Origin of the sequence: Corynebacterium wankanglinii, assembly GCF_013601005.1 — a bacterium.
Taxonomy (GTDB): Bacteria; Actinomycetota; Actinomycetes; order Mycobacteriales; family Mycobacteriaceae; genus Corynebacterium; species Corynebacterium wankanglinii.
In genome coordinates this window covers 345361-371513 of record NZ_JABFED010000001.1, presented here as the reverse complement: position 1 = coordinate 371513, position 26153 = coordinate 345361, and the positions used below count along the sequence as shown (strand labels likewise).

The following is a 26153-nucleotide window of genomic DNA, read 5'->3' as shown; positions in this document are numbered from 1 at the left end:
CCACCGTTAGTTCTCCTTTGTCTCCGGCGCATCCCCGGGCGTGCCGCCGGGTCCGGGCTTGCCCCCTTTGGGCTTGGTCCACGCCACGGCTGCTTTGTCCAACGAATAGACGATGCCCAGGATGCCCGCAACAGCGAGGATGATCTGGACAACTCCGTCCGTGCCGAAGAACGCCGTCGGCAGCGCAGTCGACGCCGGCGCCATCATGAACAAGGTGAGCATGCGCAGAGCGAAGAACCCGGAGAAGATTTGCAGCAGCCGCCGGGCGTTCTCCGCCCATTTCGCTTGCTTCTGCACGGCGCGAAGCGCGAACACAAACAGCAAAATCACGCCGAGCTGAAGCACCGCCATGATGAAGATGGAGCCGTACACGCTGGCGTTCATCAGCGCGTCAGAGACCTCTCCGTCGCTGTTTTTCGCGCGCTCTTTCGCCACCTCGCGCAGCGCGGACGGGTCCACCACGCTGGCCACCACGGCCATGATCTGGTGCAGCAGCTCCCCGCCGATCATCACTGCCCAGCAGGTGAGCATGTAGCGCACGGCCTCAGGCATGGAGCCGTTGTGCTTCTCGACGGCCTCCGGTTCCACCCTGCTCGGGGATCCCGGATTCATTGGCGGCAAGCTAACCATTGAGCCTCTTTGCTGCCTCGATGGCGTAGTAGGTGAAAATCTGGTCCGCGCCGGCGCGCTTGATGGACATCAGCGATTCCATCATCGTCTCTTCGTAGTCGATCCACCCGTTCTGGCCGGCCGCATTGAGCATGGCGTACTCGCCGGATACTTGGTAAGCCGCCACCGGCACCGGCGACGCCTCCGCGATCTTCGTCAACACGTCCAAGTACGGAAGCGCCGGCTTGACCATGACAAAGTCCGCGCCCTCGGCGATGTCCAGCTCCGCTTCCAGCAGGGATTCGCGCACATTCGCCGGGTCCTGCTGGTAGGTGCGCCGGTCCCCCTTGAGGGAGGATCCGACCGCGTCGCGGAATGGGCCGAAGAACTTCGAGGCGTACTTCGCGGAGTACGCCATGATTGCCACTTCCTGGAAGCCAGCGTTGTCCAGCGCCTCGCGGATCGCCGCGATCTGGCCGTCCATCATGCCGGAGGGGCTGACAATGTGAGCGCCGGCCCGAGCCTGCGCGACGGCCATGTCGCAATAGATGTCCACCGTGGGGTCGTTGTCTACCACCTCGTTGCCGTGGGCATCTGTGGTGAGCACGCCGCAGTGTCCGTGATCCGTGAACTCGTCCAGGCAGGTATCCGCCATGATGATCAGCTCGTCCCCGAACTCGCGGCGCAGAAGCGCGATCGCGCGGTTGAGCACGCCGTCTTCGGCGACAGCAACGGAACCGGTGGCGTCCTTATCTTCCTCGCGCGGCACCCCAAAGAGGTCCACGCACTTCACTCCGGCCTCGAGCGCCTCGCGGCAGATATCCACCAGCGATTCCGGCGTGTGTTGGTACACGCCCGGCATGGACGAGATCTCGCGCGGGGCGTCGATGCCGTCGGCGATGAATAGCGGAAGGATAAAGTCGGCCGGGTGCAGACGCGTCTCCGCGACAAACTCGCGGATAGCGGGGTTTTGGCGCAGGCGGCGGGGGCGTCGTGTCAGATCGTAATCAGCCATGCGCCACATCTTAGAACGCACCTCCGACACGACCCAGCCGGTGCAGTTTCTACCCTGCGGCCGCAGGGGTGTCTTCACCGGCCCGGCTAGCCGCCTTGTCCTGCGTCTTATCGGCGGCAGCTGCGGCCTTGCGGCGCTTCTTGCGCGGCGGCGGCAGCTGGCCAGCTGCACGCAGACCGGCCACGTGGTCCGCCAACGCGTCGACGAGGTGCGGGATGTCGGCGACCTCCGGAACGACGTCGACACGCAAGCCCTGCTCACGCGCCTCCGCCTCCGTCACAGGGCCGATGCAGGCGATCACGGTGCGCGAGTGCGGCTTGCCCGCGATACCCACAAGGTTTTTCACCGTGGACGGGGAGGTGAAACACACGGCGTCGAACCCGCCGGTCTTGATCATGTCGCGCGTTTCCGGCGGCGGCGGGGCGGCACGGACGGTGCGGTACGCGACCACGTCGTCGACCTCCCAGCCCTTCTCCACCAGGCCGTCCACCAGCACGTCGGATCCCAGGTCTGCGCGCGGCAGCAGCACGCGTGAGACTGGGTCGATGTCCTCAACGTACTCCGGGAACGCCTCAGCCAAACCGGCGGCGTTCTGCTTCGTGCGGTGCGGAACCAGCTCGGCCTGCATGCCGCGGGCCCGTAACGCGTCGGCAGTCTTTTGCCCCACCGCCCCCAGGTGCACCCCGGCAAATGAGCGCGCGTCCAGGCCCAGATCCTCGAACTTGCTCCACACCGCGTCCACGGCGTTGACGGAGGTGAACAGGATCCACTGGTAGCGACCCTCCACGATGCCCTTGATCGCGCGGTCCATCTGCGCCGGGTTGCGCGGCGGCTCCAGGGAGATCGTGGGCACGGACTGCGGGATCGCCCCGTGCTGCGACAAGCGGGCGTTCATCGGGCCTGCCTGCTCCTTCGCGCGGGGGACGAGCACGCGCCAACCGTACAGCGGGCGGTTTTCCCACCATGAGTACTTCGAGCGGTCGTCGGCGGCTGTGCCCAGGGTGACCACCAGCGGACCCTCCAGGTCGGCATCCAGCTTGCCCACCGTCTCTAGTGTCGCGTCGAACGTGCGCTGCAAACGTGTAGTGCCGCGTGTTGTCACCGTCACGGGCGTGGAGCCCTGAAAACCGCGCTCGGTGAGCTGCTCGACCATCGCCGTTAAATGCTCCTGGTTAGCCTGGAACACCAGCGGCTGCGGTGCGGTGGCCAGCTGGTCCCAGTCCACCTCGCCGCTGTTCAGATCCGTCTCCGTGTAGGTGGAGCCCAGTGCGATGCCGGCGAAAGACGGCACCGTCGACGGCAGGGACATACCCGGCACCACCTGGAACTCCAGGCCCGCAGCGGCCACCGCGGAAATTTCCTCCATCACGGAGTCGCGCGTGAGCGGGTTGCCGCACACAAGCCGGATCACGTCGCCGTCGCCAGCTTCGCCGCGCTCCACCGCTTCAGCAGCGGCGCCCAACGCGCGCTCAAGCTTTGCGACGATAGCTTCGCCAACCAACCCAACAACCTCGAGCTCCGCCGCCGTCGGGTCCTCTGGCCGGGGTGGCTTGCGTCTCGCCCCGGCCTCTTTCGCCTCCGCGCACATCTGCTCGTAGCGCGCGTTGGCCTCATCCATCTTCGCCTTCGGCACCGGCAGCGCCGCCGCGACAACACTTTGGACCCCCGCTGACACCTCCGGGTCCACGAGGGCGATAGAATTGGATTCCATTACTTCGCGGGCGCGAACCGTGAGCAACTCCGGGTTGCCCGGTCCTGCGCCGACGAAGATCACCTTCCCCGGCTGGGGGGTGTGAGTGGGCTCTGTCATGGAGAAATCTCTTCTAGGCACAAATAAACCGCCCCCGCGCGGCTGGGTTCGGGCGTTTCACAGCCCCACCGACCCGATTGCACGGAGGGTATTGAACGTATGGTATCTACACCATAAAAGGCTTCCGGCTGAGAACAAAACCACCGCGTATTCGGATCGGGTTAATCCATCAGGTCGGCCGCGCCGCGCTGCAGCAGCGTCTCGGCCACCTGGCGGCCAAGCTGCGCTGGGTCTTCGCCCCGCGCCTCCTCCGCCAGCTGGTGGGAGCCGTCGAGTGCGAACACCCCGGCGCGCAGGTGCACGCCTTGGCCGTCGAAGACCGCCGACACGGCCACCGGCGCGGTGCAGCCCGCCTCCAACGTGGCCAGCACGGAGCGCTCGGCGGTGGACTCGGCGGTGGCGGCGGCGTCGGCGAGCTTGTCGATGGCCACGCGGGCAGCAGCGTCGTCGCTGCGGCACTCCACCGCCAGCGCGCCCTGCGCCGGGGCCGGCATCAGCACTTCCGGCGAGAAGACTTCGGTCGCGCGGTCACCGTAGCCTCCGCGCACAAGACCCGCGTAGGCCAGGATGATCGCGTCGAGCTCGCCGTTTTCCACGTAGCTCATCCGGCGCTCGATGTTGCCGCGCAGTGGCCGGATGTCCAGATCGGGGCGTATCGCCTTGAGCTGGGAGACACGGCGCGGGGCGGAGGTGCCCACGCGCGCACCGTCGGGCAGCTCCGCCAGGGTGAGCCCGTCGCGGGCGATGAGCGCCTCGCGGCTGTCCTCGCGCACCGGAATCACCATGTGGGCGCGCGGCTCGTCGGCCGTGGGCAGGTCCTTGAAAGAGTGGACCGCAATGTCTACCTCGCCGGTAAACAGGGCGTCGCGCAGCGCGGAGGTGAACACGCCTACGCCAATGCGCTCCACGGGCGCCTGTGAGAGATCGCCCGGCGTGGTCACGACCTGCAGCTCGGCGGGGTAACCGTGCTCGCCGAGCGCGTCGCGCACATGCCCGGACTGGGTGGTGGCCAGGTGGGACCCGCGGGTGCCAATGCTGAACAATTACTTCTCCTTGCCGTGCAGTTCCTCGGGCAGCGGCAGGCGCTGCGCGTCCACCGCCACCGACGGCCTTTCCAGCCCGAACAGTTCGGTGACCGCCTCTTCCACGCTCACTGTTTCAGCCGTGGCCGCGAGCTCCTTGATCTTCACAGTCGGCGCGTGCAGCAGCTTGTCCACGACTCGCTTGACCATGCGGCTGACCTGCTCAAAGTCCTCCTCGGACATCTCCGGCATGCGGGTGCGCAGGCGTAGCAGTTCCTGGCCGGAAATCTCGGCAGCGTTGCGGCGCAGCCGGGTCACGGCCGGCGCCACCTCGCGCACGCGCTGCTCCGAACCGAACGTTTCCACCTCTTCGGCCACGATTTCTTCGGCGCGGCGCAGCGCCCGGGAGTCCTCGGTGTCAGCGCCGCGCATGCTCTCGTGGAGGGATTCGATGTTGACCAGGTGCACCCCGTCGATGCCAGCCACCGCGTCGTCGATGTCGCGTGGCAAGGACAGGTCCGCAAGCACAAGCGGGCCGGGGACGTCGGCCGGGGTGATGGTGAACTCGTCGGAGGCGGTAGCGGACACCACCAAGTCCACACGGTCCAGTACGGAGGCGCGGTCGGCGAAGTCCACCACTTCCGCGGGCACGCCCGCTTCGCGGGAGTGCTCCGCCAGCCGCTCTGCGCGATCGCGGGTGCGGTTGGCCAAGATGAGCGAATCAACACCATGTTTGCCCAGGTGTGTCGCGGCCAGAGAGCTCATGGCACCGGCGCCGAGGACGAGTGCGGTTTTGCCCCGGAGGTCGTCGCAAAGCATGAGCTTCATCGCCTGCTCAAGCGCAACACTGACCATGGAGGCACCCGAATCGTCGATGCCCGTCTCCGTGTGCACGCGCTTGCCGGTGTGCAGCGCTGCCTGGGCGAGGGAGTGCAGGTTCGGCCCGATGGTGCCGCGCTCCACAGCGTCGACGTAGGCGCTGCGGACCTGGCCGATGATCTGCTGTTCGCCCACCACCATCGAATCCAGGCCGGACGCGACGGTGAAGATGTGTTCCGCAGCCGCATCCGAATAACGCACGTACAGATAACGGCGCAGCTCAGCAACCTCAGGCCCCGACACTTCGGCGAGGACACGCAGCACGTCTTCCACCCCGGAGTGGAACGCGTTAGTAACGGTGTAGACCTCCAGGCGGTTGCACGTGGAAATAATCATCGCTTCCGACAGCGACGGCTGCCTGATCAGTGCCGTCGCCGCCCCCTGCTGGACCTCCGCGTCCATGCTGAGCCGTTCCAGCAGGGCCACAGGCGCAGACCTGTGCGACATCCCTACAAGCAGAACACTCACGCAAACCCTCCAGTCCGGTTGAAAATCACCTTAAGGATAGACCTTTAGTTGGACAGCTCCGCCTCGAGGTCGTCGTTGTCCACTTCCCAGCAGGCAAACTCCTCGCCGTCGATGACCACAACGGGCACCCGGTCGCCGTATTCTGCGGCGAGGTCCTCATCGGTGTCCACATCCACGACCACCAGGCGCGCCGGATGCCTGTCTACGACGGGCGCGATCTGCGCCGCCACCCTCTCGCACGAGCCGCACGTGGCCCGCACCATCAGCTCCACCGTCTTCATCGCTGCTCCTCCCGTGGCACCGGCGTTGTACCGGCGCTGTACGATTGCACACGCTAACACCCCCACCCGAAAGGGCCCTTGTCTCATGTCTGATCAGCGCGAACTCCTCGCGCAGTGGTCCCAGTCCCAGGGCAACCTGCGCCGTTTCCTCGAGGACCGCGTCATGCCGCCGCTTGACGACGACGCGCAGCGCACCGCCGGCCGCGCCGCCGCAGCCGCCGCGGTGGAAGAGACCTTCGGCATCAACATCGATGACTTCGCCCTGGGCGTGGACTCCGTCGGCGGCGCTTTTAAGACGGCCGGCCGGCAGAAAATCACCCAACCCGACCCGGAGATCCCCCAAGACACCGAGGCGGCGGCGTTCTTCGACGTGGACAACACCCTGATCCAGGGCTCGTCGCTCATCCTCCTGGCCCAGGGGCTGTTTCGGAAGCGGTTCATCTCCCTGTCCGAGCTTGCGCCCGCGCTGTGGAAGCAGATCCGCTACCGGGTCTCCGGCTCCGAGAACGCCGACGACATCGCCGAGGGCCGCGAGCAAGCCCTGGCGATTGTGAAGGGCAAGAGCGTGGCGCAGCTCAAGCAGGCGTGCCGGGAAATCGTGGACAACCGGATGCTGGAGAAGTCCTACGCCGACACCATCGAGCTGGCCTCCATGCACCTCGCCGCCGGGCAGCAGGTGTGGCTGGTCTCCGCCACCCCGGTGCAGATCGGCCAGGCGCTCGCTGAGACGCTCGGCTTCACCGGTGCGCTGGGCACCGTGGCAGAGGAAGAAGACGGCAAGTTCACCGGCCGCCTCGTCGGCGACATCCTCCACGGCCCCGGCAAAAAGCACGCCGTGGCGGCTCTGGCCGCGCTGCAACAGCTGGACCTGTCCAAGTGCACCGCCTACTCCGACAGCATCAACGACCTGCCCATGCTGGAAATGGTCGGCTCCCCCGTGGCGATCAACCCAGACCGGGCGCTGCGCAAGCACGCCAAGGCCCAGGGCTGGGCGGTGCGCGACTACCGCTCCGTGCGGCGGGCGGTACGCGCCGGCGTGGTCCCGGCCGTGCTGGCTGCCGCGGGCCTGTGGTGGTGGCGCCGCCGCCGGTAGGGTATTCGGCTTAGCGACGGGTGCTGGACCACTGCTCCAATGGCCGGGTCGGGTAGTGCTCATCAACGGTAAAGCGTTGGCACACCACTTGAGTGTCATCGTTGATATCGAGATCTCCGATGTACTCCACGAATTCCGGTGACCGCCAATACCGTTCATGCCCAATTCGCCATTCGCTGGCATCGGCGCAGCCCTCGCCCTCGGCGATGGCATGCTCGTCGCTCACGTCCGCCAGCCGACGAACCTGCATGTCGGTCGTACGGATGACGCACACCACGTTGTCATGTGAGTCGAGAACGGCCTCGAGAGAGCCCACTTCCTCGTCGAACTGGTAGTCCTTGGGAAATTCAATCAGCAACGATGCCGTCGCGGTTTTAGTGCCGTCCAAGATTGCTTGGACGAGGACGTCGCGAAGCAGGCCCGGGAAAGCAAACTCGCCACGCGGTAGCTCCGATGTTTAGAAGATCGAAATGGAAGCGGTGTGGTGAGTTTGTGGTAGCGCTTGAGTGGGGATCCGGTAGCGGGTCCCTGCTCAGGCGCTTTGTGTGTTACTGGTTAGCTTCCAGTCTCATGTTTGGTCCTTCGAGGGTGATGATTTCGGCGCCGGCGATGAGTCGGTTGAGGATGGACTCGGCGATGACAGCGTCCGGGATAGATCTGTACCAATCTTGCGGGGTGAACTGTGAGGTCACGATCGTTGATCGGTTGCTTTCTCGTTCGGAGAGAATGTTGAAGAGCAGGTGCGCGGTGGCGGCATCGACTGGGGTGGTGAGGAAGTCGTCGAGGACTAACACATCGACGTTGATCAACTCGCGGGTGAGTTTGAGCCGGGCTGGGTCGTCGAGCGGCATCACTGCGAAGTGCGCGGCAAGCATGTCGGTGCGGTAGAACCTGGCGGAGTAGTCGTTGCGGCATGCTGCGGTGATCAGAGCTTGGGCGAGGTAGGTCTTGCCGACTGAGGATTTGCCCAAGATGACAATGTTTTGGCCCAGGTGGCACCATTGTCCGTGAGCGAGTCGGCTGACTTGTTCTGGGTTGATGTTGCGGTCAGGTGCGTAGACGACGTCTTCGAGGCAGGCATCGGGGTTTGGCGATCGTGATGCCTTGAGCAGTTTGTTGATGCGGCGTTCGCGTCTGGCCGCGACTTCTTTGTCGAGTGCGTAGAGCACCTTTTGGGAGAAGGTCCACGTGTCGAAGGCTGGGTCGTTGGCGATGTCGATGACGCTTTTGCCGAAGGCTGTCATGCGCATCGCTGTGAAGTCCGCGAGGACGGATTCGTCGAGGAAACGCTCTTGCGGCGGGGTCGGTGGGGTCATGGCGTTGTGGTTCCTTTCTTGATGAGGTTGTCCAGGCTGAACTGTGCTGCGCCACCGAGGTAGGCGCCGCTGGTGTCGCGTGTGGCAGCGGCGGACGGGTGGGCCCGATGCCCAGGTGTGGCCGGTGCCGGTTGGTCGAAGCCGTGTGGTCGGGTTGCGACTTCTTTGCGTACGGCGGCCATCATGTTTTTGACCGCGGTGTAGGACACCGCCCGGCGGGTCCCGTCGGAGGAGACCAAGCGCTTACATGCTTCTTCCAACACGAGCTTGTTGGCGTGTTTGCCCATTGACAGCACGTTCCTGCACGATTGGTACGCCTGGGCCGGGATTGCTTTCGCCGCGATCATTTCCTCGATGACGGTGCGTGTCGCCGGCCCGATCTTTTGGGCTTCGCGCAGGAAGTAATCGCTCGTCCACAGTCCCTGGGTGTGATCCATGTTCGCCGGTATGTGGTCGGCATCGGTGACATACGCCCCGCGGGTGTGGGCAAGCGTGTGGGTTGTAACGGCACGGCCACCATCGAAGACCGTGAGCACTTGCCCGGTGATGCGCACATCGACAGTGCGGCCAACGAGCTGGTGCGGCACGGAGTACCGCACGCTAGCTACGGTGATGTGGAAATCTGGGGCGACCTTGGCGCGTTTCCACTCGGTGCGCTGCCACGGGGTATCGGGAAGCGCTGTCAACAGGTGCCTTTCATGCGCATCGAAAATGTCTTTGCGGCTTGACTGCTGGTGACGAAACGGTACCGCCTGGTTGATCTGGTCAACCAGCTGCTGAATTCGCGAGTTGAGTTCGTCAAGGTCGACGCACTGGTGGCCATCGAGTGCGTGGATGACCTTGTGGGTGACGATCTTGACTGCGGCTTCGACATTCGCTTTGTCTTTCGGCCGTTTCGCCCTCGTGGGCAGTGCTGCGGTGTTGTAATGCTCCAAAAACTGCTCGTAGGTGTCGTTGACCTTGCGGTTTCGATCCGCCGCGCTGATCGCGTTCGACGCAGTCGAGGCATTATCCGGCACCACAACCTCAGGCACGCCCCCGAAGTAGGCGAACGCGTGGTGGTGGGCATCAAGCCAGGAATGCTGGCGCTCATCCGGACATGCGAGGGCAAAAATCATCCCTGAATACGGCATTGAGGCGACAAACACGCTGACCTTCACCCCCGGTGCGCCATAAGGGTCGAACAGGCGCATCTTGGTGCCTGCCCAATCCACCTGCATGGTGTGCCCCGGTGTATGGGTGATGCGTGCGGTCAAACCGGCCGCATCGACATGAGACGCCACCAACTGGCGAAACCGGTCGTAGCTGTAATGAAGCTGGCCGGGTAAAGCAGGTGTGGTGGTGTAGCGCGCCCACAGCACTTGCAGTGTCTGCTTGTTACGCCCCGTGCGGGCTTTGACCACCGCATCAAAATCGATAGGGACGAACTCGCCCTGGCCGGTACTGCGCCCATCTACGAATAACTCGTCGAGCTCATCATCCGTCAACGCCAAAACCTGGTCGACGGTGCGAATCCCAAGGGATCGAAGCACCTGATTCGACCGGGAAATCGTGCGGTGCGAGCACCCGAGCTGTTGTTCAATCTGGCGGTACGAACGCTGCTGCACAAGCAGCTTCATCACCGCCCGGTAATCCGTCATCAGCGGACTCCTTCCGGTAACCGGCTACACCCCTGTGGCGCAACCACCCGAAAGCATCACCCGCCACCGCCAACCCCGCTACCGGAAACCCACTGAACCGCTACCCGAAAGTCACCACACCGCTACCAACTAGCCGGTCGCAACAGGCGTGCCGGTCGATCACACCACGATCTACCGCTGGGTCCAGAAATACGCCCCTGAACTGGACAAGCACACACGGTGGTACCGGCAGGTACCTGACTGGCAGGCCAGTTCCTGGCGGGTGGATGAGACCTATATCCGGGTCGGCGGCAGGTGGTGCTACCTCTATCGGGCGATCACCGCCGGTGGCCAGACCCTGGACTTTTATCTCTCTCCGAAGCGGAACGTGGCCGCAGCCAAGCGTTTCCTGGCCAAGGCCCTCAGATCCAATGCGTCAGCCGGGTATCCCAGAGTGATCAACACTGATAAATCACCCTCCCTAGCCAGGGCAATCGCCGAGTTGAAGTCAGAGGGAATCTGCCCGCCAACAGTGGAACACCGGCAGGTGAAATACCTCAACAACATCCTGGAAGGCGACCATGGTCGGCTGAAGCGGATCCTCGGGCCGAAAGGCGCGTTTAAGAACCGGACATCTGCATATCGGACGTTGAAAGGGATGGAGGCGATGCACTCATTGCGGAAAGGGCAAGGCACGATGTTTACCTACGGGCAACCGAACCCAGACGCGGTGATCGTCAACCGGGTCTTCGAGACAGCTTAAGCACCCCGGAGCAAGGACAACTAATGTCTTGAGGTTGGGCTTTTCGACCCTGGCCCAACTTTGCAACAGCACCGGAATTACTCGGTATGCAGGTTGCTACTGCCGAATCGGTGACATCATGGACTCAGGTTCTTTAGTTCTTTAGGGACTTAAAGGCACGAGGGCTTAACGAGGTCTATCTGATTACCAGTGACGCTCACCTGGGGCTTCAGCACGCCATTGGGGAGGTGTTACCGAATGCCTCCTGGCAGCGATGTCGCACGCATTTTTCGAAGAATCTCTTTGGGCTGATGCCCACGACACAGTGGCCAACGTTGTCGGCGATGTTCCACACGATTTTTCAGCAGCCTAATGCGCAGTCGGTGTGGGCCCAGGCCAGGGATGTGCTGGATTTTTGTCAGGAGAAGTTCCCGCATGTGGCCGATTACCTGGAAGAAGCCCTCGATGAACTCTTGGCGTTTACCCAGTGCCCGAAATCTTTGTGGACTAAAATCTGATCGAATAACCCCACCGAAAGCCTCAATCGTGAGATCCGCCGGCGTACTGATGTCGTCGGGATCTTCCCGAACCGCGATGCCGTGGTCCGTTTAGTTGGTGCGGTGCTGGCGGAGCAGCATGATGATTGGATCGAAGCAGAAGCGGTACATATCGCTGACGAGCTTGGAGCAAACTAGGGCGATGATGACGGCAAACCTCATCGATTCGGACGAGATTACTTCTGAAATCATCCGGAGGGATGTGACATGAGCCAGGGTCTGTATCTAGCGCGTGATGGTCCGTAAGGTCGTTATGCTGCCTGTTGTATCGAAAGGGCAGATACACCACTCCAGCTGACTTAACCTAAAGAGGCATAGAATCGCCAAGTGTGTACCACGACCCCTTGCTCCGTTTATTAAGTTGACTTTGCGGATTTTGAGGGTAAGGTTTTATGATCCAGTCCAATAAAGCAGGTGTAGGGGCGGTTATCGTAGCCCTAGCTGTCCTATGGCAAGGAATCGGCACTGCGATAGTCGGAGCCCAAGTAGACCCAGAGTTATCTACTTTTACTACGTTTTCAGCGTTTCTTATCGCGGCGATTATCTCCACAGTGGTCTATTTAGCGTTTTATCGTAGAAAATACCGAGCTACGGAAACACCGCATCCTCCCATGAAAATGACAACTGCAGCAAGCCTCAATCTGTTTACTGCGGGCGCTTTCTGCTTATTCTATGTTTCCACTACTTTGATGCAGCCCACTGCAGCAAGTGTCATCGAAACAGGAGTCGGCCCTTTTATTGTCGCAGTAATAATGACTTGGTCGGCCAGAAGGCTCAGCAGTTCATTGGTGTCAACAACTGCAGTAGTGGTGCTGGCTCTATGTTTTTTCTTCCTAGGAACGGGAAGCAGTTCACCCCAGTCTTATCTGGGTCTCGCTTTAGCTGTAGGCGCAGGAATTTCTGCGGTAGGAGTGCTTTACTCCTCGCGCTGGGCCACTGAACAAGGGAACAGCGTTCTCACGATTGCAGCAGTGAGGTTTCACTTAGCTTGGATTATTAGCGGTCTCGTGGCTTTCTTTTCCGTGGAAGCGGAGATGCTTCGAGGCTCTACCCTGTCAATCGTCCTGCTATCGGTGATGTGCATTACTTTTCCTATCCTGCTCTTGCAGTGGGGAATTACCTTAGCGCCGCCTTTCACCTCGGCACTGATCATCGCGGCCCTTCCGGCCGTGGTGATGGCTACCGAGGTGGCATTGGGCTCTCAAGTCGAACCAATTCAGTTAACTTTGTTGATGCTCATTGTGGCAATAACCATAAGCCAAGCAATGTGGGGAACACGGAAAGATGAAAATATTAGTAGTTGATGATTCTTCAAGTGGCGCCGATCTGGTGGCAACCCTGCGCCAAAAAAGGGACGTAGAGGTTGCTACTGCTAACCCGCCGTATGCCATCTCAGCTAACGAAGACGGGAGCATTTCCGATCCATGGGCCCTGGCCCTACTCCGGGAATGTAGCCAAGAAAAATTTGACCTTGTTGTGCCGGGAAGCGAATCAGGAGTATCCATAGCTGAGTGGGTTTCAGCTGAGTTAGGACTACCGCATAACGGTAGAGGGAAGATCTGGCACCGTCGCCATAAGCAAGGAATGATTGAAGTTGCTCACCAATATGGACTGCGTGCCCCAAGGTCTGTTGCCCTATCCCCCGCTTCTGCACAGGACAGCCTTGATCTAGACCCGTCCCTGGTCAAGGATTGTGTTGTCAAGCCTGTGGGAAGCGGGGGCAGTGACCATGTCTATTTCTGCAAAACAGAACCCGAGACGAGGGTGTCAGGAAGTTTGTGTGTGAGGCTCTGATCTTGAAGGAGTTTCACCGATAATGATTACGGTGTCACCGAAGAAAAGCCACGACCCGTCCAGGGTCAACGCGATCAGCGAGAAGCTGATGGATAACCCCGAGCTCGCAAAGCTCATCGGGGAGCTGTCCACCTCCACCGACGACGCCAGCGAGCTGGTCAAGGGGCTTTTGCAGGCGTCGATCAACGCCGGCCTGCAGGCGGAGATGGATGCCCATTTGGGCTACGAACACTCCGACCGCAAAGCGAAAGCCCAGGTAACAGATGCTGGTGGTGGCAACCACCGCAACGGGTCGTACACCAAGACCGTCGATTCCGGCTACGGCCCAATCGAAGTGACCATGCCGAGAGACCGGGCGGGAACGTTTCGCCCGCAGATGGTGCCCAAAGGCGCGCGCAGGCTCACTGAACTCGATGACATGATCATCTCGCTGTACGCTGGCGGGATGACGGTGCGTGATATCCAGCACCACCTTGCAACCACCTTGGGTGTGGATATGAGCCCGGATACGATCAGCACGATCACCGATGCGGTACTCGATGAGGTGATGCTGTGGCAAAACCGCCAGTTGGACGAGTTTTACCCGGTGATCTTCCTCGACGCGCTACGGGTGAAGATCCGCGATGGCCACCGGGTGGTGAATAAGGCCTGCTACATGGCCGTCGGTGTGGATATGGACGGCATCAAGCACATCCTGGGATTGTGGATCGCTGACAATGAAGGCGCTGCATTCTGGGCATCAGTCTGCGCAGATCTGGCCAACCGTGGTGTCCAGGACGTGTTCATCGTGTGCTGCGACGGGCTCAAAGGCTTGCCGGAAGCCGTGGAGGCAACCTGGCCGAATTCCATGGTGCAGACCTGTATTGTGCACCTGATTCGGGCGGCGAATAGGTGGGTGTCCTACCAGGACCGCAAAGGCGTCTCCCGTGCGCTGCGTGAGGTCTACACCGCTCCCAATGAGGAGACGGCCCGTGCCAGCCTGGATGCGTTCGAAGCCAGTGAACTGGGCCTAAAATACCCGCAATCGGTCAAAGTCTGGCGCGACGCTTGGGAGCGGTTCGTGCCGTTTTTGCAGTTTCCGCCGGCGGCACGCCGGGTGCTCTACACCACCAATTCGATCGAGTCGCTCAACGCTTAAACTGCGGAAAGCTACCCGCAACAGGGGCCAGTTCCCGAACGATACCGCGGCGCTGAAGACGCTGTGGTTGATGATCTGCAACATCGAAGACAAGCGTGCTGCGCAGCGAGCGAAGAAAGCAAAGCGCGACGTTGAGTGCAACGGCTATATTGAAGGAGCGAAAGCCACCGGGTGGAAACAAGCCATCAACCAACTAGCCGTGGCTTACCCCGACCGATTCGCGGACTACTTGTAAACCACACCCCCGCACACAAACAATCGGACACCCTCAACCAGTCGTTTACCACCACCCCGACAAGGATGCTCGAACGCTACCCCAGCTCCCCTTCCGCCCAGTCCGCCATATAGTCCGCGATCCCGTGTGGATCTGCGAGGAAGTCACGCATCGCCCGAAACGCGAGGGTGCCCTCCACCGCCAAGCCGCGTTCTATGCCGTGCTCGCCAACCTCCACGATCTCCGCGCCCGGCACCCCAAGCACGATCGGCGAGTGCGTCACCGCAATCACCTGCGCATCCGCCCCTGCGAGTGCGTGCAGCTGCGACAACAGCGCCATCTGCGCCACCGCGGACAGCCCCGATTCGGGCTCATCCAGCAGGTAGAGCGCGTTCGGGATGAACCGGGACGTCAGCTCCATGACGGACTCGCCGTGCGAGCGGCCGCCGAATTCCGTGACGGTCGTGTGCGTCTCCCCGCGCAAGAAGTACCCGGCCTTCGCGCGGGCACCGGTGCGCACCGTCAGCGCGTCATACAGCGGGTCGCGGGCGCGTGGCTTGACGACGCCCCACGTTCCACCCTCCACCGCAAACCCCCACGCCCGAGCCATCCCCTCAAGCAGCGTGGACTTGCCTACGCCGTTGCCGCCCGTGATCAGGGTGATCGGGTGTGTCAGCGCGAACCCGAACTCCGCGACGTGCGCAATCGCCGGGGTAGCAAGCGCCCACTGCGGCGCGCGGGCGGGGTCGATGACGACGTGCTCGATGAACATCACGGCCCCACCAGGAACCGCGCTGTGCCAACCGGATCGTCGATGAACTCTCGGGTCGCGGTGACGGGCTCGCAGTCGCCGTAAGGCACCGGCTCAAGCGTGGGCACGCTCAGGATGCGGGCGTCGGGGACGGCGAGCAGCACCGGCGAATGCGTGGCCATGAGCACCTGCCCGCCGCGGCGCGTGAGAACGGAGAGGAATCCGAGGAGCTCGAGCTGGGCGAAAACGGACAGGCCGTCCTCGGGTTCATCGAGGATGACCAGCGTCTCCGGGCTCAGGCGCTCGCGCGCCAGCAGCATAATGCCCTGGCCGTGGCTGCGCTGTGGTATCGCCACGAGCGGGTCGTCGGGCCCAAGCGATTGGTGGTATTCGCCGAGGGAAAAGAAGGTCTCGCCGCGCAGGAAAAACACGTCGCGCGGGTTCTCGCGGCGGGTCAACGTGAGCGAGGCGTGCAGCCGGGAATGGTCCGCCGCCTCAAACCGGGCGTTGCGGGAGCCGCCCGCAGCGTTCGCGCCGGCGGCGATGGCGACTGCCTCGACCAGGGTGGATTTACCGGACCCGTTGTCGCCGGTGAGGATGGTCGCGCGCGACAGCTCGAGTGGGCGCTCGGCCAAGGACCGCACAACCGGCAGGTCTCGGGCATATCCACGCACCTGCTCGGCGACGCTGACCTTGGTCAGGAACATGGGCCTAACGCAATCCGGCCGGCAGCGGGAGCAGGCCGTCCACCGCCAGCAGCACGCCGAACGCGGTTCCGGAGGCGATGCCGATGATGTTGGCGCTGCCGTCCGGGTTGACGGTGTAAACAGGCCCGCCGGAATCGCCGTGCAGCGCGATGATCAGCACCGCCAGCTCCCCGGTCTCCGGGTTGACCTTCAGCACCGGTCCGCAGGTCCGCGCCGTACGGGCGCCGTCTTTGCACACGATCTGGCCAGGTTTCACCGCCGTGACGGGGTGGTAGCCGGCGATGCGGCGGGTGGGGTTAATCCGCTGAACTGCATCCGACAACGGGTGCACCGCACCGATGAAGGGGATGTCCACCGCGCCGCCGCGCATCGCCCCGCCATACGCAGCGCCGCCGTTCAAAGGGAACCACGCCACGTCCCGCAGCGGGCTGCCCAGGGTGTTATCGCCCCACATCTCAAACCCGGAATCGCGCAAGTCCCCCGAGATCAGCGTGCGGTTGTCCGCCGCGTACACCGCCACCGGGACCGCACCGCCGATGGGCGCCAGGCAGTGGCCAGCTGTAACGCCGTACGCCTGGCCGCCGCGGTGTGCGACTGTGTTCAGCGTGCAGCCGTAGCGGGCACCGTCGCTGTACGCCACGCGGATACTGTCGCCGGAATAGACGTCCACGGCTTGCGCCGGTGCCGCAAAACCGAGGGCGGCAGCCGCCGTGAGCAGGAGGGACGCAGCGGCAGCGCGCGCTCGGCGCGCCATGGGAAACCTCATGGCCGGTATTGTATCGGCACACAAAAGCGCGGGCCCCACTCCTCACAAGTAGAGCCCGCGCTTTTGAAAATGCTGTTGTCGTTGGACTGCTTACATTCCGTTCTCAGGCGGAGCAGTCGTCGATAAGCGTGTGCTTACGCGCTTACGACCTCGAAGTTCACCTTGCCCTCCACGTCGTCGTGGAGGTTGACCTTGACCTGGTAGCCGCCGGTCTTGGTAACAAGACCCTTCGGCACGTTGATGCGACGCTTGTCCAGGTTCGGGCCGCCTGCAGCCTTCACGGCCGCAGCGATGTCAGCCGGCTTCACGGAGCCGAACAGCTTGCCGTTGTTGGCGGTGCGCACTGCAACCTTGATGCCCTTGAGCTGGTCGAGCTGGTCACGCAGCTCCTTGGCGTGATCCAGGTCGCGGACCTCGCGCTCAGCCTGCGCACGCTTAATGTCTTCGATCTGCTTCTCTGCGCCGCGGGTAGCCGGGATAGCCAGGCCGCGCGGGAGCAGGAAGTTGCGTCCGTAACCGTCCTTGACCTCGACGACCTCTCCAGGCTCGCCAAGCTTCTCGACGGCAGCGGTGAGGATCAGCTTCATAATCCTAACCTTCCTTATGGTGAAAAATGCTTGATGTGTGGTTGTCGTTTAGAACGGTGGCTCGTCGCCCGCACCGCCGGAGAAACCACCGGCATCGGGGGCGGAACCCCACGGATCATGATCAGGCTGGGACTGGTTCTGGCCGCCCTGGTTGCCGTTGTAGCCGCCCTGACCGCCTTGGCCCTGGTTGCCCTGGCCGCCGAAGCCGCCGTTGCCCGGGTTGTAGCCGCCCTGGCCCTGGTTTTGGCCCTGGCCGCCCTGGTCGAAACCGCCCTGGTTTCCACCGAAACCGCCGCGCTGGCCTCCCTGGTTGCCGCCGCCGTAGCCGCCCTGCCCGCCCTCACGCGGGTTGCGGCTCACCGAGGCGCTGGCGTACCTCAGGGACGGGCCGACCTCGTCGACCTCGACCTCGAACACGGTGCGGTTTTCGCCCTCTTTAGTCTGGTAGGAACGCTGACGCAGCTTGCCGGTGACCACGACGCGCATGCCCTTGGTCAGGGATTCCGCGACGTTTTCCGCCATCTGGCGCCAGCAATTGCAGGTAAGGAACAGGGCTTCGCCGTCTTCCCACTGGTTCGTTTCCCGGTTAAAGGTGCGGGGCGTGGACGCGATGCGGAAGTTCGCAACGGCAGCGCCGCTCGGGATGAAGCGCAGCTCCGGGTCCGCAACCAGGTTGCCAACCACGGTAATCGGGGTATCGCCTTGAGCCATGTCCTAAACCTTCCTACCTGCTGATCGTGTGGTTTCTGAGCCTACCGGTTCTTACTTATCGGTACGCAGAACCTTGGTACGCAGAACGTTCTCGTTCAGGTTCAGCACGCGGTCGAGCTCCTTGACCGTGTCAGCCTCGCAGTCGAGGTTGATGACGGCGTAGATGCCCTCTTCCTTCTTGTTGATCGGGTAAGCAAGGCGCTTCTTGCCCCACACATCAACGTTCTCCACCTTGCCGTTGTCCTTGCGGACGGTCTCCAGGAACTTATCCAGGGACGGGGCAACGGTGCGCTCATCCTGCTGCGGATCGAGGATGATCATTACTTCGTAGTGACGCACGGACCTCATCACCTCCTATGGTCTTAGTTGTTTCGGCCATCACCCTTGTGGTCATGGCAGGAGGGTCGCTTACGTCAAGCAACCCGAACAGACTACCCGACGCTTTGACCAGCTCAAAACCGTGTCCGGGTTGCGCACGAATTGACGTAGCAAAATTGCGACCTGGGCTTTTAGGGGCCAAAACGGGCGTAAATGTTAAATCGTGCGCACTCCGGCTAGTGCGGGTTCGGCACCGCGGCGAAGAGCGCCAGCGAGACCGGGATGACCGTCATGAAGACAAACGCCGTGAGGCCGAAGCCTATCGACGCCTGCTTACGCCCCTTCACCGCCATGTAAAACGAGGTACTGAACAGGACAAACGCCACCACAATGGAGGCGATGCCCAGGATCGTGGTGGCGTTCATCGGTTAAACCTTGGCGGGTTCGGTGTCGAATGCTGGCTCGGTGGGGGCCGAAGGGGTGTCGATAGGCAATGGCTCCTTCCATTCCGACGGGAGTGAGAGGAGGGGATCGTGACCGTTGTGTGCGTCGCGCACCTTGTCGCGGCGGCGGCCGAGTATCTGCTGCACCACCAGCACCATGATGGCGATGATGAACGCATCACGGGCGATGATGACCACGTTGAGGAACCAGCCGGGCACGCCCATGTTGTCCGCGCCCATCATGTGCCACATGAGCACGGGCCAAACGGCCATATCTACAGTCATCCAGGTGAGCAGCAGGCGCCAGTACGGCAGCGCGAGGACCGCCGGGACCACGAACCACAGGGAGTACTGCGGGCTCCACACCTTGTTGAAGATGAGGAACAGGCCCACGATCAAGGCCACGAGTTCCGCGATGCGGGGGGTCTGCGGGGCCTTGAGGCCGAGGATGAGCACCCCAAGGCAACCGAGCAGGAAGAGGATGAGGGTCACGGCGTTGAGGATCACCGGGGCGCCCTCGCCGGAGTCGAAGCCGGTCCAGCCGGTGATACGCGAGATGACGGCGTAGATGGTGGTCCACTCCCAGCCGCGGTCCGTGTTGAGGCGGTTGAACTCGCTCCACGCATCCGGGTTGCGCAGGTACACCGGCACGTTGACCACCAGCCAGGACACCACGGCGGCGGCAAGCATCTTGCCGAACGGAGCGAGGTCGCGCTTGCGCAGCGCCACGGTCAGGTAGGCGCCGAGCAGGAAGATGGGCCATAGCTTGAATGCGGTGCCCAGGCCGATGAGCACGCCGGCGAGCCACCACTTCCGGTTGCGGGCGGCCAGCATCGCCGCAACGGCAAAGAAGATGGACGGGATGTCCCAGTTGGTGAACGCGTGCACGATGAGTAACGGGGAGCCCGCGACCAGCAGCGTGTCCCAGATGCGGTTGCCCGCCAGTTCCGCCACCATGCGGATGGTGGCCACCCAAATGATGGACATCAGCAAAGCGGTGACGTAGAAGTACCATCCGGAATCCGGCAGGACATTGTCCACCAGGAAGTAGGTGCTGCGCGACAGCCAGGCGGAAAGCTGCTGGAACAGGCCAGCGAGCACCGGGTACTCCATGTAGCGGGTCAGGCCGTCTTCCACCCACGAGTAGTCGTAGACGAAGCCGCCTCGGTCCAGGCCGCGGGCACCGTAGAGCGGGATGATGTCGTTGTAGCAGGCAGCGGTGTATTGGCGGTTGCCGTCCCAGTTGAGCTGGATGATGCCGTTGTCGTCTGCCTTGCCGCCGGCACAGTGCGCCTTCTGCAGCAGGCCGAACGAGAGGAAGACGTACGCCACCGCGAGGATGGAGCGCAAAGGCGTCCAGAACCGCGCCCGCCCTATCTGGGCGAAGCGGCCCATCGGCCCGCCGAGGAAGTCCACCCAGCCGCGCGCGAGCGGCTCGGTGTGCGCCGGCTGCACGCGGTCGGCCGGATCCGGCCAAGTGATCTGCGGGGAGTTAGCCATTTACTGCAATGCCTCCTGGACTTGACCGATGACGTCGTTAACCGTGTCGCGCAAGTTCGGCGCGGGGTCAGGTGCGGGTGCCGGGGCTGGCGCCGGCGCGGGGGCTGGCGCAGGAGCCGGGGCGGGTGCCGGTGCTGGGGCGGGAGCCGGAGCCTCGGGGGCCCACGAGTTCGCGGGAGCCTGCGAGTTCGGCACCGCCGGCGCTTGGTACGTGTCTTGGCTGTACGAGGTGCCGGGGTAGGAGTAGTAACCGCCGAGGCCGGTGCCGCCGCTGTAGGGGCTCACACCCCAGTAAACGGGGTTGGCCTCGGGGAAGTTTTCAAACTCCTCGCCCTCGAGCTCGGTATCCAACACGTCCTTCCAGATCTTTGCCGGCGTGTTGGAGCCGAACATGTTGCCGCCCCATTCATTGAAGATCGGTGAGGTGTTGTCCGCCGTACCCACCCAGACCGCAACAGCGAGCTGCGGGGTGGAGCCGACCATCCACGCGTCCTTGTTGTTGCCGGTGTCGCCCATCTGCGCCGTGCCGGTCTTGGCGGCGGACGGGCGGCCGCCGGCGAGGGTGGCGTTGGAGTAGCCCACCACGCCCTGCATTGCCTGGATGGTGTTGTCAGCCACCTGCTCCGCAACGCGGCGCTCCGTGTAATCGTTGTCCACCTGGTAAAGGACCTCGCCGTTGGCGTCCGCAATCTTTTCCACGAAGTGGGTCGGGTGCATCAGGCCACGGTTGGTCAGGGTGGACACGGCGGTAGCCATGTCCAGCACGCGCGATTGGTACTGGCCCAGCACGATGCCCTCGTAGGGCTGGCCGCCGTTCTCGCGCAACGTTGCCGGGATGCCCGGGATGGACTTGGCCACACCCAGGGCGTGCGCCATGTCCGCGGTGTCCTGGGTGGTGTTGTCCAGCTCGTCCTGAATGCGCATGTAGGCCGTGTTCGAGGATTGGCGGGTCGCTTCTGACATGGACAGCATCCCGCCGCCCCCGCCGTCCCAGTTGGTGACCACGATGTTGCCGGGCAAGGTGACCGGGGACGAGTCGAACGTTGCTGTCAGCGGGATGCCCTGCTGCAGCGCGGCCGCCAAGGCGAAGATCTTAAACGTGGAGCCCGTCTGCAGGCCCGCGTTGGCGTAATCCCAGCCGCTGGCGTCGTCGCCGCCGTAGTACGCCCGCACAGCTCCCGTCGCGGGATCGACGGCGACCACCGCAGTGCGCGCATCCTCCTGGAGGTTGGCCAGCCGGTCGCGCGCGATCCGCTCCACGTTGGCCTGGGAGCCGGCGTCGATGGTGGTGGTGATCTGCAGACCGCGGTTAGTCAAGTCGTTTTCCGTGATACCCAGGGCCTCGAGCTCTGTGATCACCTGGTTCTTGATCAGGCCGTTCGGGCCGGTGGCCTCAGTGTAGGCGGAGTACGTGGCGGGATCGCGGGTCTCGGGGTACTTCACCCCGGCGCGCTGCTCCGGGGTGAGCTTGCCCATCTCGACCAAGCCGTCCATGACGTAGTTCCAGCGCTGCTCTGCGGCCTCGCGGTTGGTCCACGGGTCCAGCTCGCTGGGCAGCTGGATGGATGCTGCGAGTACGCCGCCCTCCTCCACGGTGAGCTCGGAGGCCGGCTTGCCGAAGAAGGCGTGCGCGGCTGCCTCAATGCCGTAGGCGTTGCGGCCGAAGTAGACAGTGTTGAGGTAGGCGCGCAGGATGTCTTCTTTCGGCCACTGGTTTGTCATCTTGATGGAGTAGACCAGCTCGTTGGCTTTGCGCTCATAGGAGTGCTCGTTGCCCACCAGCGCGTTTTTCACGTACTGCTGGGTGATGGTGGAGCCGCCGCCGGCAGCGGAGTTGCCGGTAATCTGCCCAAGCGCGGCGCGGGCGAAGCCGGTGGGTGAGAACCCGGAGTTGGTCCAAAAATCGCGGTCTTCCGCGGCCAGCACGGCATCTTGGACCTCCACCGGCACGGCATCGAGGGCAACTTGCTCCCGGTTCCCTTCCGGCGGGACGATGCGGGCGAGTTCCTTCTCGCCGTCGCGGAAGTAGATGGAGGAGATCTGCGCAGCTTCAATCTCTCCGGGCCCGGGGACCTCCGCTTTGGCGTATTTCCAGGCGAACCAGCCCGCGGGGATGGAAGCGAGCAGGAGCAGGAACAACAAGAAGGCGAGTACCCACTGCCAGGCGCGGGAGGTCTTCTTTTTCTTCACTGCCGTCGACCCGCCGCCGGCGTTGTCCGTGGTGCTCTCGGTGCCTTTATTGCTTGGCTCCGTTGTGTTTTCAGCGCTCTTGTCAGTCACACGTTTTCCCTGCACAGTTGCACCCGCCGCGCCCGCGGGGAGGGCGAAACGGGCGAGCTACCTACCAAATTCCTACCGGACACCCTACCTGCCCAGTTCGAATTCACACTACTGGTACGGCTGTGACTTCCTGTAACAAATGGTTCCACTTGCACGACGGACAAACCTCCACGATGTGGACGGTGAGCGCCCCAACCTCCGCGGCGAGCCTGTCAATCTCTGCTTCGCTTCGCGCGGTTCCTGTCCGTCGGCCCAGCTTTTCGGAGTAAACCCATCGCACATCCCGCATCGCTCCCCCGCATACGGGGCACGGCCTGGAGGACTCCACCCCGTGGTGCTGCGCGGCAGCGCGGAGCAAGAAGTCGGCGTCGCATGCGACGTCGATAGGCATGTGCCCCCGCTTGAGCTCGCGCAGGGTGTGGCGGCGTTGCCACTCGTGTGACACCTCGTGCTCGTACGTGAACATCCTGGTCATCTTAACCGCTTCGCCTGCTGCTACATTCTGGGAAACGTCGGAGAAGAAATGAGGTGCACAGTGTTGGCGTCGGCGCACGAGGAACCTTCCGCGGAGGCTTTGCGTATCGCGGCGGATATCCGCCCCGCTATGACCAGCTTGTACGTGGCGTACTTCCGCAACGCGCAGCACTCCGACCTCACCGGCCCGCAGTTGTCGGTGCTGCATCGGCTGGGTTTCAACGGCCCCACACGCATCAGCAAACTCGCTGGCGATGAGGGCGTTCGCCTGCCTACCGCCTCGAACACCGTTAACCAGCTGGAGAAGCGCGACTTGGTGCGTCGGGTGCGTTCGGAGGACGACCGCCGCGGGGTGACCGTGGAGCTGACGGACTTCGGCCGCGCGGAGCTTGAGCGCGTAGGGGCGGAGCGCACCCGCTCGCTGGCGCAGATGCTGGGCACCCTCGACGACGGCGCGCTGCACCAGCTGGATAGCCTTACTGGCGTTTTAAACGAGCTCGCCCGGGCGTACGCCGCCGGCGCCCCGTCGTAAAGGCCGAGCCGCACGGCGGGGAGCAGCTTTTTCGCGCGTGGGAGGGGCGTTTATGATGGCTGCATTACCCGCTATTCCGCTCGCGCGGCCACACGCCAAGGAGGAAGGACCTGAGCAGCACCGACAGCGCGAAGGGCGCACGCCTCCCCGATGGCGCGTCACCCATGCGCGTGCTCGTGGGGTGGGACGTGACCAACACGGAAGCGATGGAGTTCGCCGCGTGGCTTGGCCGCTCGTTGCCCGTTCAGGTCCAGGTGATGTCCAGCGCGCAGTCGGCATGGTCGAAGTCCCTGCCCAAAGCGGCGAAGGGCCGGAAGAAGCGGCTGAAGGAGGCGCGGTCCGCGTTTGACAGCCGGGTGGAAAAGACGCTGAAAGAGCACATTCCGCGTTCCCAGTGGTCCAAGCAGGTGGCCCGTCTTGTGGACAGCAAGGACCCGGTCCGTTCGTTGTACGAAACCGCGGAGGACTTTCACGCGGATCTGATCCTTCTGGGCTCCCACGCGAAGACGCCGAAGGGCCGCTTCCGTCCCTCCAGCGTGGCCGATGAGATGATGCGCTCGTGCCCCGTCCCCCTCGGGTTGGCGCCGCGCGGGGTGAAACTGGCCAAAAAGGGCATCACGCGCGTGACGTACGCGATCGTGATGGACGACGAGCCGGTGGAGCCGGACTTCAGCGGCCTGGATTACGCCACCGCCCTCGCATGCACACTGGGGCTGCCGCTGCGCATCATCGCCTTCTCCCCCACCGCGTACGAAAGGCGCAGCTCGTCCTGGAACGAGCAGACGCTCGGCATCCTGGACCACGCTCGCGACCACGCCTGGATGCTTGCCGCGAAGTTCGCCCCGGAGCGCTGCGACCACTTCGACGTGACCAGTGCCGTGGCAGCAGCGAAAAGCTGGAAACGCGCGATCGACTCGGTGAAGTGGAAAAAGGGCGACATCATGTGCCTAGGCTCCCAGCCGACGCAGCAGCTGACCAGCGTGTTCGTGGGCACGCGCGAGGGTGAGTTCATCCGCTACGCCCCGGTGCCGGTGATCGTGTGCCCGCAGTCTGCGGGGAAGGCCTAGTAAAAGGCCCTTGCAAAAGGCCCTAGCCAAAGGCCCTAGCCAAAGGCGCAGTAGATTGTGGCCTATGGAGCACCCCGAGAACGACCTTCACTCCCCCTCCGACCGCTTCTCCCGTGTGCGTCCGGAGCCGCGCACGTTCGACGAGCTCGCGGATCAGCCCGACCCCCTCGAGGTGGATCGCCGCAACCGCCGCTCCACCCGCGACGCGATCCTGTTCGCGCTGGGCACCGTCGCGGCTACGCTCCTGTTCGCGCTCATCCTCGCGGGTATCTCGCGTGCGCGGGGCGGTCCGCTTTGCGACGCTGGCTCCGCCTGGCTCTGCACCGAGTCATGGCGCACGTGGTGGGCTGTGGCCACCTCCATCCCGCCGATCGCCGGGCTCCTCAGCTGCGCGGTGATCATGGTGCGCAAGCTCAACCGTTACGAACGCTGGATCCCGTGGATGGGCGTGTTCTGGATTCCGCTGGTGCCGTTCACCATGTCCTGGCTCATCGTCACCGTCGGCATTCTGGCAACGCCGTAGGCTGCGGGGCGCAGTTACGCGCTGGCGCGTTCGGTGGCGCATTCCCCGCAGTACGGGGTGGTTTCTCGGCAGCGTTCGCAGCTCAGGTACTGCTTGCGGCACTCCGGCTCGTTCGCGCAGTTGTAGAACTGGTTGGTTGCCTCCCCGCAGTGCACGCAGTGGCCGAGCTGGACGTAGTCCGGGTCTTCCGGAGACCCGAATTCGGTGTGCATACGGTCGTCGAAGACGTAGAGGGAGCCTTCCCACAGCCCGGAGTTGCCGAATTGCTCGCCGTAGCGGACGATGCCGCCGTCGATTTGGTAGACCTCCTGGAAACCACGGTTGATCATCAGGCTGGACAGCACCTCGCAGCGGATGCCGCCGGTGCAGTAAGAGATGACGGGCTTGTCTTTCATCCAGTCGTACTTGCCGGATTCGAGTTCTTTGATGAAGTCGTGGGTGGTCTCCACGTCTGGTACTACCGCGCCTTTGAACCGGCCAATCTCGGCTTCGCGGGCGTTGCGACCGTCAAAGAAGACGGCGTCCGGCTTCGCCGCCACCAGCTCGTTGACTTGCTGCGGGGTGAGGTGCTCTCCCCCGCCGACCACGCCGTGCTCATCCACCTTCAGCTCGCCCGGCGCGCCGAAGGAGACGATCTCATCGCGCGCTTTCACGCTGAGCTTAGGAAAGTCCTCCGCCCCGCCCTCGGACCACTTGAACTCGATGCCCTTGAAGTATTCCTTGGTCTTTTTGGCGTAGGTCTTGCAGGCGCGGATGTCCCCGCCGACGGTGCCGTTGATGCCGTGGGGGGAGACGATGATCCTGCCGGTTAATCCCAGGCCTTCGCAGAGGTCGCGCTGCCACAGGCGCACCGCGTCCGGGTCGGCGATGGGCTGGAATTTGTAGTAGAGCAGGATCTTTCCGGTCATGCCTGGCAGTGTAAGTCCACCGGGGCCAG

Annotated in this window: 25 protein-coding genes and 3 pseudogenes; 8 read left to right on the top strand and 20 right to left on the bottom strand. The window is 63.3% G+C overall.

Annotated features, from left to right (window positions below; all coding sequences use genetic code 11):
• Positions 1 to 6: 6 nt before the first annotated feature.
• The 6 genes from HMA55_RS01760 to HMA55_RS01735 form a co-directional block, all read right to left on the bottom strand.
• Positions 7 to 612 (bottom strand): hypothetical protein, encoded by a 606-nt coding sequence (locus tag HMA55_RS01760; protein ID WP_181191365.1) that lies wholly within the window; start codon positions 610 to 612, stop codon positions 7 to 9.
• Between the two features lie 10 nt (positions 613 to 622).
• Complete coding sequence (gene hemB / locus HMA55_RS01755; protein WP_374680612.1) at positions 623 to 1624, bottom strand: porphobilinogen synthase; 1002 nt, start codon at positions 1622 to 1624, stop codon at positions 623 to 625.
• A 49-nt stretch (positions 1625 to 1673) separates the two neighbouring features.
• Positions 1674 to 3434 (bottom strand): uroporphyrinogen-III synthase, encoded by a 1761-nt coding sequence (locus HMA55_RS01750; RefSeq protein WP_181191363.1) that lies wholly within the window; start codon positions 3432 to 3434, stop codon positions 1674 to 1676.
• Positions 3435 to 3595: 161 nt separating this feature from the next.
• On the bottom strand, positions 3596 to 4477 hold the full coding sequence (gene hemC / locus HMA55_RS01745) for a hydroxymethylbilane synthase (protein WP_181191362.1): 882 nt from the start codon (positions 4475 to 4477) through the stop codon (positions 3596 to 3598).
• On the bottom strand, positions 4478 to 5803 hold the full coding sequence (locus HMA55_RS01740; RefSeq protein ID WP_181191361.1) for a glutamyl-tRNA reductase: 1326 nt from the start codon (positions 5801 to 5803) through the stop codon (positions 4478 to 4480).
• Between the two features lie 44 nt (positions 5804 to 5847).
• Entirely contained in the window at positions 5848 to 6084 is a 237-nt protein-coding gene (locus HMA55_RS01735; protein WP_181191360.1) for a glutaredoxin family protein, read from the bottom strand.
• 85 nt (positions 6085 to 6169) lie between these two features.
• On the opposite strand from HMA55_RS01735, the gene HMA55_RS01730 reads away from it, so the two are divergent.
• Positions 6170 to 7177, top strand: coding sequence for an HAD family hydrolase (locus HMA55_RS01730; RefSeq protein ID WP_181191359.1), 1008 nt, complete (start codon positions 6170 to 6172; stop codon positions 7175 to 7177).
• Between the two features lie 10 nt (positions 7178 to 7187).
• Here the strand turns inward: HMA55_RS01730 and HMA55_RS01725 are convergent, their stop codons facing one another.
• The 3 genes from HMA55_RS01725 to istA form a co-directional block, all read right to left on the bottom strand.
• Complete coding sequence (locus HMA55_RS01725; protein WP_181191585.1) at positions 7188 to 7595, bottom strand: ASCH domain-containing protein; 408 nt, start codon at positions 7593 to 7595, stop codon at positions 7188 to 7190.
• Positions 7596 to 7725: 130 nt separating this feature from the next.
• Positions 7726 to 8493, bottom strand: a complete 768-nt coding sequence (locus HMA55_RS01720) for an ATP-binding protein (RefSeq protein ID WP_181191358.1) — start codon at positions 8491 to 8493, stop codon at positions 7726 to 7728.
• Entirely contained in the window at positions 8490 to 10133 is a 1644-nt protein-coding gene (gene istA, locus HMA55_RS01715) for an IS21 family transposase (RefSeq protein ID WP_181191357.1), read from the bottom strand. Before istA ends, HMA55_RS01720 begins: the two co-directional genes overlap by 4 nt.
• 145 nt (positions 10134 to 10278) lie before the next feature.
• Here istA and HMA55_RS01710 point away from each other — a divergent pair.
• The 4 genes and pseudogenes from HMA55_RS01710 to HMA55_RS01695 form a co-directional block, all read left to right on the top strand.
• Positions 10279 to 10875, top strand: a pseudogene (locus tag HMA55_RS01710) (IS6 family transposase); the annotation flags it as partial.
• 74 nt (positions 10876 to 10949) lie between these two features.
• Positions 10950 to 11622: pseudogene (locus tag HMA55_RS01705) on the top strand (IS256 family transposase); the annotation flags it as partial.
• Between the two features lie 181 nt (positions 11623 to 11803).
• Complete coding sequence (locus HMA55_RS11275) at positions 11804 to 12715, top strand: EamA family transporter (protein ID WP_235961575.1); 912 nt, start codon at positions 11804 to 11806, stop codon at positions 12713 to 12715.
• Between the two features lie 512 nt (positions 12716 to 13227).
• Positions 13228 to 14578 (top strand): annotated as a pseudogene (locus HMA55_RS01695) (IS256 family transposase).
• Positions 14579 to 14654: 76 nt separating this feature from the next.
• Here HMA55_RS01695 and HMA55_RS01690 read toward each other — a convergent pair.
• The 10 genes from HMA55_RS01690 to HMA55_RS01645 form a co-directional block, all read right to left on the bottom strand.
• A complete protein-coding gene (locus tag HMA55_RS01690) occupies positions 14655 to 15329 on the bottom strand; it encodes an AAA family ATPase (protein ID WP_181191356.1) in 675 nt (224 codons plus the stop codon).
• Positions 15329 to 16015: an AAA family ATPase gene (locus HMA55_RS01685; protein WP_181191355.1), complete on the bottom strand. Its 687-nt coding sequence runs from the start codon at positions 16013 to 16015 to the stop codon at positions 15329 to 15331. The genes HMA55_RS01690 and HMA55_RS01685 overlap by 1 nt, the downstream gene beginning before the upstream one ends.
• Positions 16016 to 16019: 4 nt before the next feature.
• The gene (locus tag HMA55_RS01680) at positions 16020 to 16781 is read right to left on the bottom strand and encodes a chymotrypsin family serine protease (protein WP_181191354.1); all 762 of its coding nucleotides are present in this window, start codon (positions 16779 to 16781) and stop codon (positions 16020 to 16022) included.
• Between the two features lie 134 nt (positions 16782 to 16915).
• On the bottom strand, positions 16916 to 17368 hold the full coding sequence (rplI, locus tag HMA55_RS01675; protein WP_181191353.1) for a 50S ribosomal protein L9: 453 nt from the start codon (positions 17366 to 17368) through the stop codon (positions 16916 to 16918).
• Positions 17369 to 17416: 48 nt separating this feature from the next.
• A complete protein-coding gene (locus HMA55_RS01670) occupies positions 17417 to 18079 on the bottom strand; it encodes a single-stranded DNA-binding protein (RefSeq protein WP_181191352.1) in 663 nt (220 codons plus the stop codon).
• Positions 18080 to 18130: 51 nt separating this feature from the next.
• Positions 18131 to 18427, bottom strand: a complete 297-nt coding sequence (gene rpsF, locus HMA55_RS01665) for a 30S ribosomal protein S6 (protein WP_063937112.1) — start codon at positions 18425 to 18427, stop codon at positions 18131 to 18133.
• 206 nt (positions 18428 to 18633) lie between these two features.
• Positions 18634 to 18822, bottom strand: a complete 189-nt coding sequence (locus tag HMA55_RS01660; RefSeq protein ID WP_181191351.1) for a hypothetical protein — start codon at positions 18820 to 18822, stop codon at positions 18634 to 18636.
• A 3-nt stretch (positions 18823 to 18825) separates the two neighbouring features.
• Positions 18826 to 20340: a glycosyltransferase family 87 protein gene (locus HMA55_RS01655; RefSeq protein WP_181191350.1), complete on the bottom strand. Its 1515-nt coding sequence runs from the start codon at positions 20338 to 20340 to the stop codon at positions 18826 to 18828.
• A complete protein-coding gene (locus HMA55_RS01650) occupies positions 20341 to 22620 on the bottom strand; it encodes a transglycosylase domain-containing protein (RefSeq protein ID WP_181191349.1) in 2280 nt (759 codons plus the stop codon).
• Between the two features lie 103 nt (positions 22621 to 22723).
• Entirely contained in the window at positions 22724 to 23086 is a 363-nt protein-coding gene (locus tag HMA55_RS01645) for a DUF5318 family protein (RefSeq protein WP_181191348.1), read from the bottom strand.
• 57 nt (positions 23087 to 23143) lie between these two features.
• Between HMA55_RS01645 and HMA55_RS01640 the strand changes: the two genes are divergently transcribed.
• The 3 genes from HMA55_RS01640 (at position 23144) to HMA55_RS01630 (ending at position 25216) form a co-directional block, all read left to right on the top strand.
• Positions 23144 to 23626: a MarR family winged helix-turn-helix transcriptional regulator gene (locus tag HMA55_RS01640; protein ID WP_181191347.1), complete on the top strand. Its 483-nt coding sequence runs from the start codon at positions 23144 to 23146 to the stop codon at positions 23624 to 23626.
• A gap of 164 nt (positions 23627 to 23790) precedes the next feature.
• The gene (locus tag HMA55_RS01635) at positions 23791 to 24693 is read left to right on the top strand and encodes a universal stress protein (RefSeq protein ID WP_181191346.1); all 903 of its coding nucleotides are present in this window, start codon (positions 23791 to 23793) and stop codon (positions 24691 to 24693) included.
• Positions 24694 to 24757: 64 nt separating this feature from the next.
• A complete protein-coding gene (locus HMA55_RS01630) occupies positions 24758 to 25216 on the top strand; it encodes a hypothetical protein (protein WP_181191345.1) in 459 nt (152 codons plus the stop codon).
• Positions 25217 to 25230: 14 nt separating this feature from the next.
• On the opposite strand, the gene trhO is transcribed toward HMA55_RS01630, so the two are convergent.
• Positions 25231 to 26124, bottom strand: coding sequence for an oxygen-dependent tRNA uridine(34) hydroxylase TrhO (gene trhO, locus HMA55_RS01625; RefSeq protein ID WP_181191344.1), 894 nt, complete (start codon positions 26122 to 26124; stop codon positions 25231 to 25233).
• Positions 26125 to 26153: the final 29 nt, after the last annotated feature.

Coding starts and splice junctions, on each gene's coding strand:
- HMA55_RS01760 (WP_181191365.1), bottom strand. CDS start 612: ATGAATCCGGGATCCCCGAGCAGGGTGGAACCGGAGGCCGTCGAGAAG.
- hemB (WP_374680612.1), bottom strand. CDS start 1,624: ATGGCTGATTACGATCTGACACGACGCCCCCGCCGCCTGCGCCAAAAC.
- HMA55_RS01750 (WP_181191363.1), bottom strand. CDS start 3,434: ATGACAGAGCCCACTCACACCCCCCAGCCGGGGAAGGTGATCTTCGTC.
- HMA55_RS01735 (WP_181191360.1), bottom strand. CDS start 6,084: ATGAAGACGGTGGAGCTGATGGTGCGGGCCACGTGCGGCTCGTGCGAG.
- HMA55_RS01730 (WP_181191359.1), top strand. CDS start 6,170: ATGTCTGATCAGCGCGAACTCCTCGCGCAGTGGTCCCAGTCCCAGGGC.
- HMA55_RS01720 (WP_181191358.1), bottom strand. CDS start 8,493: ATGACCCCACCGACCCCGCCGCAAGAGCGTTTCCTCGACGAATCCGTC.
- istA (WP_181191357.1), bottom strand. CDS start 10,133: ATGACGGATTACCGGGCGGTGATGAAGCTGCTTGTGCAGCAGCGTTCG.
- HMA55_RS11275 (WP_235961575.1), top strand. CDS start 11,804: ATGATCCAGTCCAATAAAGCAGGTGTAGGGGCGGTTATCGTAGCCCTA.
- HMA55_RS01690 (WP_181191356.1), bottom strand. CDS start 15,329: ATGTTCATCGAGCACGTCGTCATCGACCCCGCCCGCGCGCCGCAGTGG.
- HMA55_RS01685 (WP_181191355.1), bottom strand. CDS start 16,015: ATGTTCCTGACCAAGGTCAGCGTCGCCGAGCAGGTGCGTGGATATGCC.
- HMA55_RS01680 (WP_181191354.1), bottom strand. CDS start 16,781: ATGAGGTTTCCCATGGCGCGCCGAGCGCGCGCTGCCGCTGCGTCCCTC.
- rplI (WP_181191353.1), bottom strand. CDS start 17,368: ATGAAGCTGATCCTCACCGCTGCCGTCGAGAAGCTTGGCGAGCCTGGA.
- HMA55_RS01670 (WP_181191352.1), bottom strand. CDS start 18,079: ATGGCTCAAGGCGATACCCCGATTACCGTGGTTGGCAACCTGGTTGCG.
- rpsF (WP_063937112.1), bottom strand. CDS start 18,427: ATGAGGTCCGTGCGTCACTACGAAGTAATGATCATCCTCGATCCGCAG.
- HMA55_RS01660 (WP_181191351.1), bottom strand. CDS start 18,822: ATGAACGCCACCACGATCCTGGGCATCGCCTCCATTGTGGTGGCGTTT.
- HMA55_RS01655 (WP_181191350.1), bottom strand. CDS start 20,340: ATGGCTAACTCCCCGCAGATCACTTGGCCGGATCCGGCCGACCGCGTG.
- HMA55_RS01645 (WP_181191348.1), bottom strand. CDS start 23,086: ATGTTCACGTACGAGCACGAGGTGTCACACGAGTGGCAACGCCGCCAC.
- HMA55_RS01640 (WP_181191347.1), top strand. CDS start 23,144: ATGAGGTGCACAGTGTTGGCGTCGGCGCACGAGGAACCTTCCGCGGAG.
- HMA55_RS01635 (WP_181191346.1), top strand. CDS start 23,791: ATGCGCGTGCTCGTGGGGTGGGACGTGACCAACACGGAAGCGATGGAG.
- HMA55_RS01630 (WP_181191345.1), top strand. CDS start 24,758: ATGGAGCACCCCGAGAACGACCTTCACTCCCCCTCCGACCGCTTCTCC.
- trhO (WP_181191344.1), bottom strand. CDS start 26,124: ATGACCGGAAAGATCCTGCTCTACTACAAATTCCAGCCCATCGCCGAC.